10 protein-coding genes are annotated in these 16,144 nt (G+C 69.8%); 4 read left to right on the top strand and 6 right to left on the bottom strand.

Going from position 1 to position 16,144, the window contains the following annotated elements; all coding sequences use genetic code 11:
- Positions 1-327 precede the first annotated feature (327 nt).
- Entirely contained in the window at positions 328-2,073 is a 1,746-nt protein-coding gene (locus CMC5_RS36630) for a tetratricopeptide repeat protein (RefSeq protein ID WP_218920148.1), read from the top strand.
- A gap of 214 nt (positions 2,074-2,287) precedes the next feature.
- Positions 2,288-2,431 carry a hypothetical protein gene (locus tag CMC5_RS47100; protein ID WP_218920146.1) on the top strand — a complete coding sequence of 48 codons (144 nt, stop codon included), beginning with the start codon at positions 2,288-2,290 and terminating at the stop codon, positions 2,429-2,431.
- A gap of 28 nt (positions 2,432-2,459) precedes the next feature.
- Here CMC5_RS47100 and CMC5_RS36620 read toward each other — a convergent pair whose 3' ends face one another.
- On the bottom strand, positions 2,460-3,938 hold the full coding sequence (locus CMC5_RS36620) for a POT family MFS transporter (protein ID WP_050434743.1): 1,479 nt from the start codon (positions 3,936-3,938) through the stop codon (positions 2,460-2,462).
- A gap of 199 nt (positions 3,939-4,137) precedes the next feature.
- On the bottom strand, positions 4,138-4,659 hold the full coding sequence (locus CMC5_RS36615; protein WP_245678056.1) for a nuclear transport factor 2 family protein: 522 nt from the start codon (positions 4,657-4,659) through the stop codon (positions 4,138-4,140).
- A gap of 303 nt (positions 4,660-4,962) precedes the next feature.
- Here CMC5_RS36615 and CMC5_RS36610 point away from each other — a divergent pair, with 303 nt between their 5' ends.
- Both CMC5_RS36610 and CMC5_RS36605 read left to right on the top strand, forming a co-directional pair.
- On the top strand, positions 4,963-5,424 hold the full coding sequence (locus CMC5_RS36610; RefSeq protein ID WP_050434742.1) for a response regulator: 462 nt from the start codon (positions 4,963-4,965) through the stop codon (positions 5,422-5,424).
- Between the two features lie 219 nt (positions 5,425-5,643).
- Positions 5,644-7,167, top strand: a complete 1,524-nt coding sequence (locus CMC5_RS36605) for a lipase family protein (protein ID WP_050434741.1) — start codon at positions 5,644-5,646, stop codon at positions 7,165-7,167.
- A 141-nt stretch (positions 7,168-7,308) separates the two neighbouring features.
- Here the strand turns inward: CMC5_RS36605 and CMC5_RS36600 are convergent, their stop codons facing one another.
- The 4 genes from CMC5_RS36600 to CMC5_RS36580 form a co-directional block, all read right to left on the bottom strand.
- Positions 7,309-9,612, bottom strand: a complete 2,304-nt coding sequence (locus CMC5_RS36600) for a hypothetical protein (protein WP_050434740.1) — start codon at positions 9,610-9,612, stop codon at positions 7,309-7,311.
- Positions 9,613-9,767: 155 nt separating this feature from the next.
- Positions 9,768-11,390, bottom strand: coding sequence for a hypothetical protein (locus CMC5_RS43590; RefSeq protein WP_050434739.1), 1,623 nt, complete (start codon positions 11,388-11,390; stop codon positions 9,768-9,770).
- Between the two features lie 132 nt (positions 11,391-11,522).
- Positions 11,523-15,008, bottom strand: a complete 3,486-nt coding sequence (locus tag CMC5_RS46720; protein WP_179955498.1) for a GNAT family N-acetyltransferase — start codon at positions 15,006-15,008, stop codon at positions 11,523-11,525.
- A gap of 115 nt (positions 15,009-15,123) precedes the next feature.
- Positions 15,124-16,134, bottom strand: a complete 1,011-nt coding sequence (locus CMC5_RS36580) for a lysylphosphatidylglycerol synthase domain-containing protein (RefSeq protein ID WP_050434738.1) — start codon at positions 16,132-16,134, stop codon at positions 15,124-15,126.
- Positions 16,135-16,144 lie beyond the last annotated feature (10 nt).

Here is a 16,144-nt window from a genome sequence, read left to right as displayed (position 1 = left end):
CTGCGTCAGCCCTGATCGCGTGGGCGATGCGTCTTCGCTTCCGACTTCATGCGCGACGCTTCCTACGCACCTGGATGTCGTGGACACCGACACGGTAGGTCTCTTCCTCGGCGGGCATCCAGCTCCGCAGCGCAGCCAGTTCCGCGGGCATCCCGCCCAGCAGGACGCTTCGAAGCGCGCCCTCTCTCGCGTCCTCTCGCGCGTCCTCCCGTGGCGAAGCTCCTGCGGTTCCCCACCCTCGCCTTCGGTCTCACCCGCGCATTTCGCCCAGGGATCCGGCCCGAAGTGATGGCGACGCCCTTTTCTGGTGAGCTAGCCTCCGCGGCCATGGGTACGCAGGGGCGATTCGCTGGCAACGAGGCCAAAGGAGCGAGCGGCGATAGCCCTGCCGTGGCGTTCTCGCTGCACGAGCTGGGTGTCAGGCTCCACGCACAGGGGGACTACACGGCAGCGCGTGAACACCTGGAGCGGTCGCTGCACATGCTGCTTCGGCTGGTCGGGACCGAGCAGCACCCGGGCGTCGCTGCGTCGCTGCACACGCTGGCCAGTGTCCTCCTGTCTCAGGGCAACGTCGCGGGCGCGCGTGAGCTTCTTGAGCGGTCGCTGCGCATCAAGACGCAGGTGTTCGGGACCGAGCAGCATCCCGAGGTCGCCGCCTCCTTGAGCTCCCTGGCGCGCGTGTTCCATGCGCAAGGCCATCTGGCCGGGGCACGCGCGCTCCTGGAGCGCGCGCTCGGTATCCTGGTGGCCGTCCTCGGTACCGAGATGCACGCGGATGTGGCTCCCGTGCTCGGCATGCTGGCCGACGTGCTCCGCGCGCAAGGCGCCCTGGTCGAAGCGCGCGCGGTCCTGGAGCGTGTGCTGCGCATCGAGGCGCATGTGTTCGGGACCGAACGGCATCCCGAGGTCGCCATCACGCTGCACGTGCTGGCCTGCGTGCTCCAGGCCCAGGGGGATCTGGTGGGGGCACGGGCGCACTTCGAGCGCGCGATCCACATCAAGACCGAGGTGTTCGGGACCGAGCAGCATCCCGAGGTCGCCGCGTCGCTGAGTTCCCTGGCCAGCGTGCTGCGCGCGCTGGGCGACCTGGCCGGGGCACGTGAGCACCTGGAGCGGTCGTTGCGGATCGAGACCCGGGTGTTCGGGACCGACGAGCACCCGGCCGCCGCGGTGTCCTTGCGCCTGCTGGGCAGCGTGCTCCAGGACCAGAGCGACCTGGCCGGGGCGCGGGCGTGTCTGGAGCGGTCGCTGGCGATCAAGAGCAAGCTGCTGGGGACCGAGGCGCACCCGGAGGTCGCCTTCGCTCTCCACGACCTGGCGGGTGTGCTCCATGCGCAGAGCGATCGTGCGGGAGCGCGCGCGCTGCTGGAGCGGTCGCTGGCGATCAAGGCGCAGGTGTTCGGGACCGAGGAGCATCCGTCGTTCGCGGCGTCCCTGAACTCGCTGGCCGGCGTGCTCGAAGCCGGTGGCGACCTGGCCGGAGCGCGGGCGTTGCTCGAGCGCGCGCTCTCGATCAAGGCGAAGGTGTTCGGGACCGAGGAGCATCCGTCGTTCGCGGTGTCGCTCCACGCGATGGCCAACGTGCTCCAGGCGCAAGGGGATCTGGCCGGAGCGCGGGAGTGCCTCTCGCGGACGCTGGAGATCCACCGTGCTGTGTTCGGGACCGAGGAGCACCCATCGGTCGCCGCCACGCTGCACCAGATGGCCGGGGTGCTCAGCGAGCAGGGCGATCTGGAAGGGATGCGCTCGCACCTGGAGCGGGCGCTGGCGATCGAGGTCCGCGTCCACGGCACGCGGGAGCACCTCGGGGTGGCACTGAGCGAGGCAGGGCTCGGTGAGTTCCACGTGCTTCACGGAGAGCGGGTGCACGGTCTCGCGCTGCTGAGGCACGCGCACGGGGTGTTCCTGGAGCGTCTGGGGCCGGAGCATCCGCACACGCAGCACCTGACCGTGGTGCTGGCCCGCGAGGGGAGCGAGGCGAAGGCAGGCGAGGCGTCGGGGGAGGCTGGGCCGCGGGTCTGTCCTTGCGGGAGTGAGCGCGCGTTCGAGGCATGCCACGGGGCCAGCGGGTGAACGTGGCGGGGCGGATGATGCCGATCGGGTACGTGCTGGCGAGCTTCGCCGCTCTCTCTACCCGCTCCAAGAGCCACGATGTCTGGCTCCAGAAGATCCCCAAGTCTACCGGGAGGCGGTGCTTGATCAGAAGGGAGGCAACATCCCTGTGCCGGACGAGGACCCCTTCCGACTCGCTGTTCTCAGGCCCTACTACAGCCTGATGTCATTCGCCATGGCCGCTCGAAAACCGATATTCCTGCTGAAACCTGCGGATGGAGTGCGCGGCGCGTACCTGGATGCCGTGCGAGGTTGTTACCGCGTCTTCGAGCAGCTCGCGCGTCGCATTGGAGGGCTGGCCGGCGTGGCGGTGCCCTGACGGCGCTCGTCAGGGCTCGCGCTTTCTTTCAGGCGGCGCTGGGATCCGGGTTCACCCCGGCGCGCGGGAGTCCGGCCTTGGGCTGGTAGTAATCGACGACCTTGTAGTTCTTCGCGATCAGGCCGAGCACGATGCCGGCGACGAGCGCCATGCCCGCGTAGAAGAAGAACTGTGCCGAGCCGGTGAACACGTTCAGGTAGGCGGCGAGCGCCACTGCGAGGTTCGCGGCGGTCACGGTCAGGCTCCAGAAGCTCATCACGGTGCCCTTCATCTCGTGCGGTGCCTGGCTGTAGGCGAACTCCAGGCCGGTGGTGGAGATGAGGATCTCGGCGGTGGTGAGCAGGATGTAGGGCGCGATCTGCCAGAGGATGGATAGGTAGGCGCCGCCCTCGATGCTGACCTCCAGGCTGCCGGCGACGACGTAGGACATGGCGCCGATGATCATGCCGATGGTCATCCGGCGTAGGGGCGTCAGTTCGCGGCCGGCGCGCTTGAAGGCCGGGTAGATGACGCCCGTGGTGAGCGGGATGAGCAGCATCACGAGGGCGGGGTTCACCACCTGCATCTGCGAGGGCTCGAACTTCCAGCCGAAGAAGTTCGGGTCCATCTTCTTGGCCTGCACGACCCAGGTGGAGGCCTTCTGGTCGAAGAGCATCCAGAAGAAGGGGATGGGGGCGAAGATGGCGAGCAGCCGGAAGACGGCCTTGGCGCCCTCCACGGAGCGCTCGGGGTGCGCGCTGCGGGCGCGGTCGAGCCAGTGCTCGCCGTCGGTGCTGCCGTCGGTGCTGCCAGTGGTGGGGGCGTCGTCGCGGCGGCCGGCGAGGGCGCTGAAGATCACGCGCAGGAACGAGTGCGGGTTCGGTCCGGTGGGGGGAATGGCGACGTAGTGACGGCGCCCGGCCCAGAAGATGACCACGGCGATGGCCATCAGGATGCCGGGGATCCCGAAGGCGACGGCGGGGCCGAAGAGCTTGAGGGTCTTGGGGATGAGCAGCGACGCGAAGAAGGAGCCGAAGTTGATGGTCCAGTAGAAGATCGCGAAGACCTTCTTCACGAGGTGCTTGTTCTCCTCGGTGAACTGGTCGCCGACCATCGCGGACACGCAGGGTTTGATGCCGCCGGAGCCGAACGAGATCAGGAACAGGCCGGTGTAGAAGCCGGTGATGTTGTTCTCGAAGAGGGCGAGGCAGGCGTGCCCCAGCACGTAGAGGAGGCTGAGCCAGAGGATGACGCGGTACTTGCCGAGGTAGCGGTCGGCGACGTAGCCGCCCAGCAAGGGGAAGAAGTACACGCCGCTGACGAAGAGGTGGAAGATGCTCTTCGCGGCGCCCTCGCGGCTCTGCACGTCCGGGTTCTGGTGGACGAGCAGGTAGTCGATGAGGAACACCGTGAGGATGTTCCGCATCCCGTAGAAGCTGAAGCGCTCACACGCTTCGTTGCCGATGATGAACGGGATCTGCCGCGGGAGCCGGTTGTCTGTGGCGGCGGGCGCGCTGGGCTGGGACATGAGCGAGGGAGGCTCCAGTGAGGGGGCACGCGGCGTGCGCGCCGGGGCGCGGATTCTGCCCGTTCCTCGCCGAAGTTGCACCCGCCGTGGGCGATGCCGCGTCCCTGGTCGACGCGGCGCCCGCCGGAGCTGTGCTCGCTGGAGCTGTGCTCGCCGACGCTGCGCCTGCCGACGCTGCGCCTGCCGACGCTGTACCGCGCTAGGTGGTGGGTCCGGTCTCGGCGGCGGCGGGCTTCGCCTTCAGGTAGGCGCGGAGGTTGCCGTCGGCCTTCTTCTGGATCGCGCGCTGGAAGGGCGGGAACCAGCCGAAAAGTCGCCCCGGCAGGCCTAGGGCCATCCCGGCCCAGGTGCGGAGGTTGAAGGTGTCCTCGTGGCGCACGATCTTGCCGTCCTTGAAGGTGAAGCGGGCGTCGATGCGGTTGTGGACGCGGTTGCCGGTCGCCGAGAAGGTGTAGATGGCGTCCCAGTGCGCCTTGCCGGACGTGTCGTCGGCCTCGACCTGCGAGGCGGTGATCTCCAGGTCCTTCGCGCCGCCGCAGAGCATGCGCCACATGGCGAACGCTTCGCCGCCGCGGAGGTTCAGGAAGACGGCGTCGGAGAAGTGCACGTCGGGCGTGTAGTGGGAGACCATGCCCTCGGCGTCCTTGCGCCCGAAGCTGTCGTAGAAATCGCGGATGATCTTGGCGTTCGGGTGGTTCGCGTCCATGTCGGGGCGCAGCATACCGGAGCGCTGAGAGCCTGTCCCGACAGGGCTTCCGTCGTTGCTCGGTCGATCGGTGGAGCGCCTCGTGGTTGCGGCTTTGTTCGGGGGTTGCGGTGTTGCTCGGCTGGGTGCGGGGGGGGCGCGTGGCCCTGCCGTGCGGTTCAGGGGTGAGGGGTCGATGGACCACCCGGGGGGCGACGTCGACCGTCGAGAGGCTGGCTCGGCAGGGGGGCGGCAGCCGTCGAGGGGCCCGACCGGCCCTGCGGCGTGAGCGCGACTGCGCCAGCGGGGAGGCCCGGAAGCGGACGAAGCTGGCTGGAGATGAGGCCATCGGCGCAGGTCGTTCCCCTGGGGTTGCGGGTTGGCAGCGAGTTTGCTTCTCCGTCCATCGTGATCCCGAAACCCGTGATCTTGATCGTCGATGACGAGGATGACATCCGCGATGTGGTCAAGGAATTCATCCAGATGGAGACCGACTGCGACGTGGAGACCGCCTGCAATGGCCGGGAGGCGCTCGCGATCCTGACGCGCCTCACCCGGCCGTGTCTCGTGCTCCTGGACATGATGATGCCGATCATGGATGGCCGTGAGGTGCTCGAAGCAATGCGCAAGAACGACCGGCTCGCGGCGATCCCCGTGGTCGTCGTGAGCGCGTCGCACGAGGGGCCACCGGATGGTGCGGTCCGGTTCATTCGCAAGCCGGTCTCATTCAACGCGCTCCTCGAAGTGGTCCGGGAGTTCGCGTCGTCGACGCACTGCTCCGTGCCGGAGGTCGAGGCCTGATCTTCCCTGTTTTTCTCCCGTGGGTCACCCCGGGGGCGCTCGAGGCGACAGGGCGTGATGGCCTCGTGGATCGTGTTTCGTGCGGGATTTCTCGTGTGATCGTGCGGTGCTTCGGAGAACGCGCGTGGCGTGTGCGCCCGGGGCCAGCAGGACATCGCGGCGTTTCTCCGCCGCAGAGGGTCGTGTAGGCTGCGCGCCTCCACACAGCGAGGTCCTGTCATGGCGCTCTTTCATGCACGCTTTCCCTTCCTGCTGACGCTGGTCTCCGCGGCGGCTGCGCTGGCAGCTTGTGGTGGTGACGATCCCGATCCCGGTACGACGACGACCACGACGACCACGACGACCTCGGGCGTCGGTGGCGAGGGGGGTGAAGGTGGCGCTGGCGGGGAAGGGGGCGCTGGCGGGGAAGGGGGCGGCTCGGCGTGGAACTTCCCCGATCCGCAGGTCGGTGGGACGCCGGAGACCGACGCGCTGGCGAGCGCGCCGGCCCGGTGCGGGCAGGCCGATCATGCGTGGCTCAAGGACATCGCCCTGGGGCAGGTGACGGCGCACGCGGGCGCTGGCGCGTACTCGGCGGCGCTGTTGCAAGCGCTGGCCGGGCAGGTGCTCGGTGGCAGCTTGCCGGTGACCTTGCAGTACGACGTCGATGTCCGTCTGGTGACGTACCAGACGCAGGATCGCGGGCTGCCGATCGAGGCGACCACGCTGGTGGCGTGGCCGGGGAACGTGCCTGCCGGGACGGCGCCTCTGCCGACGCTCTTGCTTTTGCACGGCACCACGGGCTTCACAGATGGCTGTGGCTCGTCGGCGGACACGACGTGGGGCGCGCTTGCGGCCGTGCTGGCCTCGTCGGGGTACATCGTGGTGGCGCCGGACTACATCGGGCTCAAGCACTCGGGGTCGGCGACGGGCTTCCTGCATCCTTACCTGGTGGGGCAGGCGACGGCGATCGCGTCGCTCGACGCGGTGCGCGTGCTGGGCCACTGGCCGGAAGAGCTGCGCAAGGGGGGCGCGCTGCCGTCGTCGAAGCTGGCCGTGGTCGGTGGTTCGCAAGGCGGGCACGCGGCGCTCTGGGTCGACCGGTTGGCACCGTACTACGCGCGGGAGCTGGAGCTGGTCGGCGTGGCGGCGACGGTACCGCCGGCGGACCTGGTCGGTCAGGCCACGCTGGCGCTGACGTCGCTCCGCTCGTCGTCGAGCAACATGGCGGCGTTTTACGGAGCCAGCGCGGGGTGGTACGGGGCGGCCGACCGGCTGGACGAGGTGTTCGTGTCGCCGTGGGACGTCAACGTGCCGGCCGCTCTCGGCGGGTCGTGCGATTTCAGTGGCCTCGGGGGGCAGGTGTCGTCGCTCTCCGACGTCTACCAGCCCGAGCTGCTCGCGGCGGCGACGAGCGGGGATTTCTCCACGGTCGAGCCCTGGGGCTGCATGGGGGTCGAGAACGGGCTGACGACGACGTCGGTGCCCCGCATCCAGGAGGACGCGGCGAGCTACGGCATCCTGTTCGTGACCGGCACGAACGATTCGCTGGTCGACACGCCGACGGAGCGCGCAGCCTTCGCGACGCTGTGCAACGAGGGGATTCCGCTCCAGTATCTGGAGTGCGCAGGTTCCTCGCACACGCAGGCGACCACCAACGCGCTGCCCGAGATCCTGACGTTCCTTTCGGCGCGCGTGGCGGGTGAGGCCTTCACGCCCACGTGCCAGGCCGGCGCGGCGGTGACCTGCCAGGGGACGCCGTAACGCGCATCTTCTCCGTGGGTGTGGCCGATGGCGGTCGGTGCTGGCCGCCTTCGGTGCCCCGGGGCGTCGCTGGTTCTCGGGGGCCCTGGGGCGTCGCCGGTTCTCGGGGGTCGCCGTGCGTCGGACGCAGAGGTGTTCGCGTCAGGTGGAGGGGGTCGCGGTGGTGGTGAGGTTCCGGGCCGCGTCGCCCTGGCCGAGGGTGACGGTGAACGTGCGCTCGATGGCGCCGACGCCCGCCGTGGTCTGCGCGGCGAGGTCGAGGAGCAGCGCGCCGAAGGCCTTCAGTTCGAAGGCGTTCTTCCAGAGGTCCTCGACCGACTGGAACGCGCGCTTCACGCAGCTCCAGTCGGCGCGGCCCTGGATGCCCTGGTGGAGCTGCTGGACGGCGGAGGTCATCCCGCTCCACTTGCGGTAGAGGCCCAGGTAGTCGTTGGGGCCGCCGCTCCTGGACTCTTTTTCGAGGACGTCCGCGAGGCTGCCGGCGCGCTGTTGCTGCTCCCAGAGGCGGAAGTCGGCGGCTTCGGGGTGGCGCTTCGCGAGGTGGTGCTCGGCCTCGCGGGCGGCGCGCGCAGGTGTCCAGTCCTTGCCTTTCTCGGTGAGGTACATCTTCCAGAGGGGACCGTAGATGCGGATGCGGTTCTCGGGGGTGGCCCTGGCGGCGTTGGTGCTCGAGGGGAGGGCGCGGCAGAGCGCGCGCGCGTACGGGTCGACGGCGGCGCTCGCGACGAGGCGCAGGAGTTCGCGGCAGACGCGGTCCTCGTCGATGCGCAGCTCGAGGCGGGTGCGCACGGGCTGGTTGCCGGCGGCGGTCTTGATCCGCGCGAGGATGGCGTCGGCTTCGCTGGTGGGGAAGGCACCCCAGGCGGCGGCTTCGTCGACGGCCTGGCGGAGTTCATCCGCGGAGAGCGCGTTGCCGCGGGCGAGGTGGAGGTACACGCCGTACGCGAGATCGGCGGCGGTGGGGTGCTGGCGGAAGGTGCTCATCGCCGCCTTGAGCTCGCCACCCCAGCGGACCTTCTCTCCGAAGAGCTGGCCCTCGTAGAGGCGCGTTCCGAGGAAGGCGACCTTCTGCGGTCCGTTCTCGTGATCCGGTGTGTTGTAGAGGCGGACCTCGCGCAGGGTCTTGCCGTCCTTGCTCCCGAGGACCGACCAGGCGCCGAGGTCGAGCGAGAAGCCCCAGGCCTCGGTGACGGTGGTGGAGCGCTGGTGGAGGTACCGTTTCAGCTCTCCGGGGGCGAGGCGGCCGAGCGCGCCAGCGAGCTGCAAGGTGACGAGCTGGGGGTGAAGCTCCTTCACGCGGGCGTCGGTGAGGTCCAGGTCGACGAGCGTGGCGTTCTCGGCGATGCGGTCGTACTCGTAGCGGAAGCCCGCGGTCATCTTCTGCGTGGCGATCTTCTGCAGGATGTCGCGCGCCTTCTGCTGGAGCTGCTCCCAGGCGCGCTTCAGTGCGGTAGGGTCGGCTTCCAGGTGGGCGAGGCCGAGCCGGTCGAGGGTGCGCTGGAGAACGGGCAGCTCGTTCACGGCGAGCTGGGCGAGGACGAGCTTGTCGAGCAACGCCTCGAAGCGCTTCACGCCGACGGAGCCGACCAGGGCGTCGAGGGTACCGTCGAGCGCTTGCTGGAAGGCGGCGGGGTCGCTGGCCTCGACGGTGACGGAGATGGAGGCGGTGTGCTTGGCCTCGCGCGTGGCCGCCTTCTGGACGAGGACGCGCACGCGACCGGGCTGGTGTCGCCAGAAGACGAGCTGGAAGGTGTCGGCGATGCGGACCGAGCCGCTGACGGAGGCGCCGGCCTCGATGGTGAGGCCGAGGGGAGTCCCTGCGGGGAGGAGCTTGCCGAGCGCGGAGAGGTGGGTGGCGAACACGTCGGTCCAGCGCAAGGTGAGCCGGGTGGCCAGGTTGGCGCCAACGCGGAGGACGAGGGAGTCGTCGACGCCGAGGGCGGTGACGTGCTCCGCGAGGAAGGGGACGCGCAGGGCGGCGACGTCGGCGAGGACGGCCGCGCGGGCACTCTGGGTGAGGGGGTGGCGGCGGTAGTCGGCGACGAGTGCGGAGGTTTCGGCGCTGGCGCTGGCCGCGAGGTAGGGCATCTCGCCGCTGCCGCTGGCCTTGGCCTCGGCGCGGACGGCGTACTTGAGCCAGGCGTCCTTGCCGAGGAAGAGGACGGGCGTGGGGCGGGTGGGGTCGCTGCCGTCGCTCGATGCACTGGTGGCGGGTGGCGCGTTCGCGACGATGCCATCCCGGTCGACGTCACCCGGGGCGTTGAAGGCCTCGATGGTCGCCTCGGTGGAGGGCGTGATCTCGATCCGTGCGCCCGCGACGTCGAACTGGATGGGGCGCTCCAGGGTGGCCTTGCTCAGTTCGATCTGGAGGCCCGGGTCCTGGAGGGGGCGATCGGGGATGTCGGAGAGGATGCGCGCTACGTTCAGGCCGAGCTGCGACGACATGAGACCTCCTGCGCCGCGCCCGCCGCCCGGAGGCTCACGCGCGGTGCGCGATGCGTGATGAGGCATGGTTGGTCGCAGAGGGCGGCTGGTCAAGCGAGGGCGGTCCGTGGGCATCCCGCGCGGAAGCCGTCGTTACGCCGCGGGCGCTGCGCTCCTCATGTCACTTCCACGTTCGTGGCGTCTGCTTCGAGGAAGGGGTGCCGGGTCGCGTGGAGCAAGAAGCCGTCGTACACGGCGCCGGTGGGGCGGAGGCCTGCTGTGTGAAGCAGGGCGGTGGGGAGGGTCGAGACGTTGGGCGCGCTCACCAGCGACGCGCTCTCGGCGCCGGCGAAGAGGCGCTCAGTGGCGTGGAACAGGGCGGTGACGCGGTCGGTCGTGGGGTAGGGCATCCAGAGGGCGTCGAGAGTGGGGACCTGGACGATGCTGCCGGGCTTGTTGACGATCTCGCCGAGAAGGATGGTGGCGGCGCCGGTGAGGCGACCCTCTTCTTCGATGACGAGGAGGCGGCGGGAGCGGGGGTCGCGGAGGTAGTGTTCGAGCTGCGCGTCGTCCGGTGCGCCCCAGAGGATGCGGTCGTCGTTGCAGGTGGCGATGACCTCGCGGATCTCGCCGACATCGCGGGCCTCGCGTGCGTGGAGCGGGGTGCGGTTCGCGCTCCGAGGGGCGCGACGAGAGGACCAGCCGTGGTTCACGAGGGGGTGGAGGCGCTTCATCCTGAACCCGAGGCGCTCGACGGTTCTGAAGAGAAGGAGCTGCTCCTCGGCGCTGTGGGCGTCGGCAAAGACGAGGGTGGGGGCGGCGCGGTCGCGGAGTGAGGAGAGGACTTCGAGGTAGATCTGGGCGGCGAGATCGCCGCGCCGGTGCTCGGGCTGGATGGCGAGGAGGGAGAGGAGGTAGCCGTCGGATGCGAGGCCGCAGAGCTGGAAGCGGCGTGGCGTGATGGCGAACACCGCGGCGGGCTGGGCGCCGCTCCGTGCGATCGCAGTCATGGCGCCTGGGCCAGGGAAGCCGAGGTGCCAGGCGACGTACTCGTCGCTGTAATGGATGCTGGGCGGTGGGGAGGCCTCGCGGAGGAGCTGGCCGGCTTCGGCAGGGAAGTGCTGGAGTTCGGTGGTGGTGAGGAGGAGCGGCGGCGGGGCCGTGATGTGGCTGCGAGGGGGGCGCTGGCCGTGCGTGAAGGGCTCGTCGTGCGCGAGGGACTGGCTGGTGGCGGTGCTCGGGCCGTTCGCGAGGGACTGGCTGGTGGCGGTGCTCGGGCCGTTCGCGAGGAGGTCGTCGTGTGCGAGGGGCTGGCCGGGGGGAGCGCTCTGGAAGGCGCTCTGGCCGTGCGTGAGGGGCTGGCTGTGCGCGGGCGCCGAGAGCGGGGCGCGAGAGAGTCCGAACTGCACGGGTGTGGTCTCGCTCCGTGGGGTCGGCGGGGCGATGTCGTTGTCGGGGCGCGAGAGCAAGGAGATGGGGGCGAGCCGGAGCGCCAAGGTGCCGGCGTCAGCCGACGTGAGCGGCAGGTCCCTGGGCGCCGACGCACGTGGCGCGGGCGCGTCGGGATCGTGGAAGACGGCGGTGCGCGTGAGCGGTGGCGCGGGCTCGGGGTCGAGCGAGAGGCGCGGGGCGCGCTCGCGCAAGCCGAAGACCGCGCTCGCGACGGCGAACGCGGCGCGGAGCGAGTCACGCGCCGCTAATGGTGAGGCGGTGGTGAGCTCGACGGCGGCACGACGCAGGATGCGCGCTGCTCGGAGCAGGGGGCGTGACAGGCTGTGCGAAGAGTGAGGGGCGACCATGATGACCTGCCCCCAGTGTGGCAGCGCGCAGGCCGGGTGATGGGCGAAAGGCGCGCGGAGAAGCGAGAAAACGCGCGGGAGGTGGGCGAGGAGGAAGAGCGACCCGGACGCGCGCCGGGTCGCGCGGACGTGCTAGACGACCTCGAGGTTGGTCAGCTCGGCCTCGAGGAACGGATGATCCCCGCTGTGCAGCGCGAAGGCCTGGTAAACCGCCCCGGTCGGGCGGACACGCGCGGCGCGCAGGACGTCGGCGGGGATGGCGCTGACGTTGGGGGCGCTCACGACCGGGGAGCAAGCCTGTCCGAGGAACGCCATGGCGGCGCCGCGGAAGAGGGTGGCGACGCGCGGCATGGTGGGATCGGGAATCCAGATCGAGTCGACGGAGGTGACGCGGTCGACCTCGCCGAGGGTGTTCATGATCTCGCAGAGGGTGACCGACGCAGCGCCGACGGCGACGCCCTCTTCCTCGACGACCAGGAGCTTGCGGCCGCGTGGATCGCGCTCGTAGTAGTCGAGCAGCGCGTCGTCGGGCGCGGCCCATAGCACGCGCTCGTCCTTGCAAGCGTCGATGAGCGAGAGCACCTCGCCGTGGTCGGTGGCATCCCGGACGATGAGCGGGATGCGCTCGGACTCGTGGCTGGGGGCGAAGCCGTGGTTTGCGTACTGGCCGAGGTGCTTCACGCGCATGCCGACGCGCTCCGCGGAGCCGAGCAGCGAGCGCTGTGCGGCGGGGGAGTGCTCGTCGACGTAGACGACCGCAGGTAGACCGCTGCCCTTGAGCGCGTCGAGCAGCTCGTCGTACAGCTTGCTGGCGACGCCGCGGCCGCGGAACGCGGGGCGGACGGCGACGAAGGAGAGCAGGTACGCGAGCGAGGCCTCGCCACGGAACTTGAGGCGGCGCGGGGTGATGGCCGCGAAGCCTCCGACGTCGTCACCGCTGCGTGCGGTCACGCCGATGACGGGGGCACCAGGGAAGCGGAGCTGCCACTCGAGGTACTCGTCGCTGTAGTTGAGGACCGGGGGGACCCACGCTTCGCGCAGCACGGTGGCGGACTGCTCGGAGAGGGTCACGGCGTCGGTACGCTCGATCTCGATGTCCTGGGCGAGATCGATGGAGGCCGGGATGGGCTCGGGCTTGCTGCGGCCAGCGCGCCAGGCGGGGTGCGAGGGGATGGAGACGGAGGCGCCGCGTGCGGCACCGCTGCCCTCCAGTTCGGGCGCGCGACGGATGATCTCCGGCCAGCGGGAGGGGTCGTCTCCGTGCTGGGTGAGGAAGGCGTAGACCCAGCGCTCGAGGCCGAAGGCGACGCACACGCTGTGCATCGGGCCCGCGCCCTCGACGTCGCACGCGAAGGCGCGGCCGAAGAAGTCGGAGTGGTAGTTGAGGGAGCCGGCGGCGAGGCGCTCGTTGCCCGGGAGGAGCAGCGAGATCTCCCACTTCGTGTCGGAGCTGAGCTGGAAGAAGGTCTTCGCGTCGGCGTCGGGGGCGATGAAGAAGGGATCGCTGGCCGTCCGGATCTCGCCGGCGATGTCGTGATCGGCGAGGTAGTTCGACACGAGGACGTTGCCCTGCTCGCGGAGGCCGAGGACGCCGTCGCGGCTGCCGAGGAAGACGATCTCGCGCATGGTGAACTCCCAGAGGCGGCGGAGATCGGTCATTTTGCTCGACTCGTAGCGGAAGCAGCGGCCGACGACGGCGTAGCGCAGGCCTTCGGCGGCGATCACCCGGTCGCGGTTGGCGGCGTACACGTGGTAGCAGACTGCGGGGGAGAGGCAGGCCTCGGGGGTCACCAGGTCGGAGAGGGCCCGGTCGTCGAGGTCGTCACGATCGTGGTGCCGCTTGCGGAAGTCGTCGATGCGGTGCCTGTCCTCGGGGAGGTGGCTCGTGAACGTGACGATGTGCGGGAACGAGCGGAAGTAGTCGCACTTCGACAGCGTCGTCGTCGGGATGAGCGTGGGGGTGAGCATCGGCGTCGGCGCGAAGGGGTCACCGAGCGCGGCGAGGGTGCGGTCGAAGTAGCGGTAGAGGCGCAAGGCGTTGCCCTCCAGCGCGATCTGGCCGCGGCCCATGCCGTGGATGCCCTCGGTCATGCCGGTGCCGCGGAACTCGGCCGTGGCGACGCGGGGGCTCTGGTAGACGATCTTGCGCGCGAGGCCGCGGAGGCTGCGCTGCTTCTGGTAGGCGATCTCGATGGCCTGCTTGCCGAGCGCCTCGGCACGATCGGCGGGGGCGAGGAACGAGAGGGACTTGCCATCGTCGAGGAAGGCGATCTCGCCGACGCGCTTGTCGAGGAAGGCGATGTCCTTGGGGATCTCTTCCTGGGCCATCTCCGAGGCCTGGAGCTTGAGCTCGACCTCGACGCGGACGAGGGGCGCGAGGGAGGCAGGCTCGATCGGAAGGTCGGGGGTGACCTCCGGCGCGCGGCCGAGGGGTGCAGACTCGGTAGACGTGCGCGCGGCCTGCGGCGCGGGCGTGGCGTCGGCGGGGACCGGGGCGGCGAGGGCGGCGGCGTCGAGCGCTGCGCCATGGGCCGAGCCGAGCTGCTGGATGAGCACCCAGATGGCGCGCGGGGTGCGCACGGCAACCCACTGGTCGTTGGGGAACTCGATGACGAACCTGTCCTCCAGGTCGTTGCGGAGGCTCATCATGTTGATCGAGGTGAAGCCCGCGTCCTGGATGTCGTCGTCGGGGCCGATGCGGGAGAGCTTGCCGAGGTCGAGGATCATGGAGATCACGACGTCGAGCCCACCGCCGGTCACCTGGGTGTTCGGTGCGCTCTCGCTGGGGCGCGCCTCGAAGGCGGCGGCAGCCAGGGGGACGGCGCTCGGGGCGTTGCTGCGCGCTGGCGCAGGGCTGGTGGCGCTGGAGATGGAGACGACGCGGGCGCCCTGCCCGGAGAGGTTCGGGGAAGGGGGCTGATCGCGCAGGGACCGGACGACTCGGGCCGGGTTGCCAGCGACGACGGTGTAGGGCGGTACGTCGGAGATGACGGCCGCGCCTGCCGAGACGACGCTGCCCTCGCCGACGGTGACGCCGGGAAAGATCATCGCGCCGGTGCCGATCCAGACGTTGTCTTCAATGACGATGGGCCGGACCTCTTCCTCGGGCGGCGGTGCACCAGCGAGCCGCGTCTCCGGATCGGCCGGGTGGCCGTTGGAGTCGAACATGAACACGCGGGCGGCGATGCGACAGTCCTTGCCGACCCTGACCGACTTGCCGACGGTGAACCGGCACTCGTGGCTGATCGTGGTCCCGTCGCCGATGTGGAGCACGGGGCGCTCGGAGAACCGCGAGGCGAAGACGATGACGACCCGTCCATCGAGCGTGACGTTGTCGCCGAGGATCAGGTCTCCGTTGCCACGGATCCAGTGGATCCATGTGCCGCTGTGAACGTTGCTACCGTACTCCTTGGCGTAGGATTTCAGCAGCGGTTCGCTGACGAAGACCCGTGCCCCGAAGTAATAGGCCTCCCTTGCTGCCTCGAAGGCGAGGCGCAGCGGCAAGACGACCGGCTTCGGTGCTGGGACCGCGAAGTCCTGCACCGCACGACGGACGCTGCGCGCAGCGCGAGCAATGGGATGATCGGAGGTGGCAAGGAATCGGTAGGGATTCGTCATAGTCCTTTTCTGTAAGCGGAGTGCCAGACCCGCTCAGACGCCTCAGTGTTGCAAATGATCGGTGGTAGGGGGAACCCCGAAGCGCGCTTGCGGTGTCCTATAAGCGCGATCTCGCTCACGGCAAGTCGGCCCTCTTCTCTTCTTCGGCCGAGGCGGATCGCTCCTTCAAATCCTCACTCGTGCTGTTGTCTATGTCCTCCTGAACTGACGACCGCGCAAACCGGTCGGATGACATCGTCCGGTGATGCGCGCGCGACGTCATGACGCGCGGCATGGCGGATCGAAGCAGCGCGAGGCCGAGAACGGCTTCGACGAGGGTGATCGCTGCCGCCCAGCTCGTGGTGCACGCGGAGAGCACGGCGAGGCGCGCTTCGTGGGTGTCACCCGGGGTGAACGCCTCGAACAAGGGAGGCGCGAGCAGGTCGCGTGTGCCAAGGCCCTGCGGGGTGATGGGCAGCGTGACGGCGACCATGAGCACCGGGACGCGCACGAGCGCGGTGGTGAGCGGGATGTGGACGCCGAAGAACGAGAAGGGGATCCAGGTGCCGAGGAACAGCACGGCGAGGTGCGGGAGGCGGGTGATCAAGGCGACGAGATGGCCACGTACACCCGCCTCGAAGAGCGGTGCGAGGAGGCGCGTTCTGGCGAGCAGCGCGGGGCGCACGGTGAGGACGCCGAGGTAGAGAACACCTGGAGCGAGCGTCAGCGCCGTCCAGGCGAGCGAGGCGCCGTGCAAGGGGAAGGTCACGGCGGCGAGGAGGAGCAAGCAGCCGAGCCAGGAGGCATAGACGAGCAGGGTGGAGCCAGCGGTGCGCGCGAGCGAGGCGCCGTGCGCGCGGGAGAGGGCGAGCGTGAGGAAGGCCTGGCCGACGTGGTGGTTGAGGAGCGAAGGCAGGTACGAGGCGCCACGCAGGACGAAGAAGTCGCGGTAGCGCACGGGGAGGCCGGCGCCGCGGTAGACGAGCACCGTGGCGAAGCTGTCGGCCGCGAGCAGGGCGAAGACGAAGGCGATGGAGAAAGTGATGTAGGCGAGGGGATCGACGCGCGCGAGGGCGTCCAGGAAGGCGTCCGGCTGGATGCGGGAGACGGCGAAGGCCACGAGCGCGACGGCCGCGAGTGACGGCAAGGCGCGGCGC

It is taken from the genome of Chondromyces crocatus (genome assembly GCF_001189295.1).
Lineage (GTDB): Bacteria > Myxococcota_A > Polyangia > Polyangiales > Polyangiaceae > Chondromyces > Chondromyces crocatus.
This window is presented reverse-complemented; position numbering and strand designations above follow the sequence as displayed.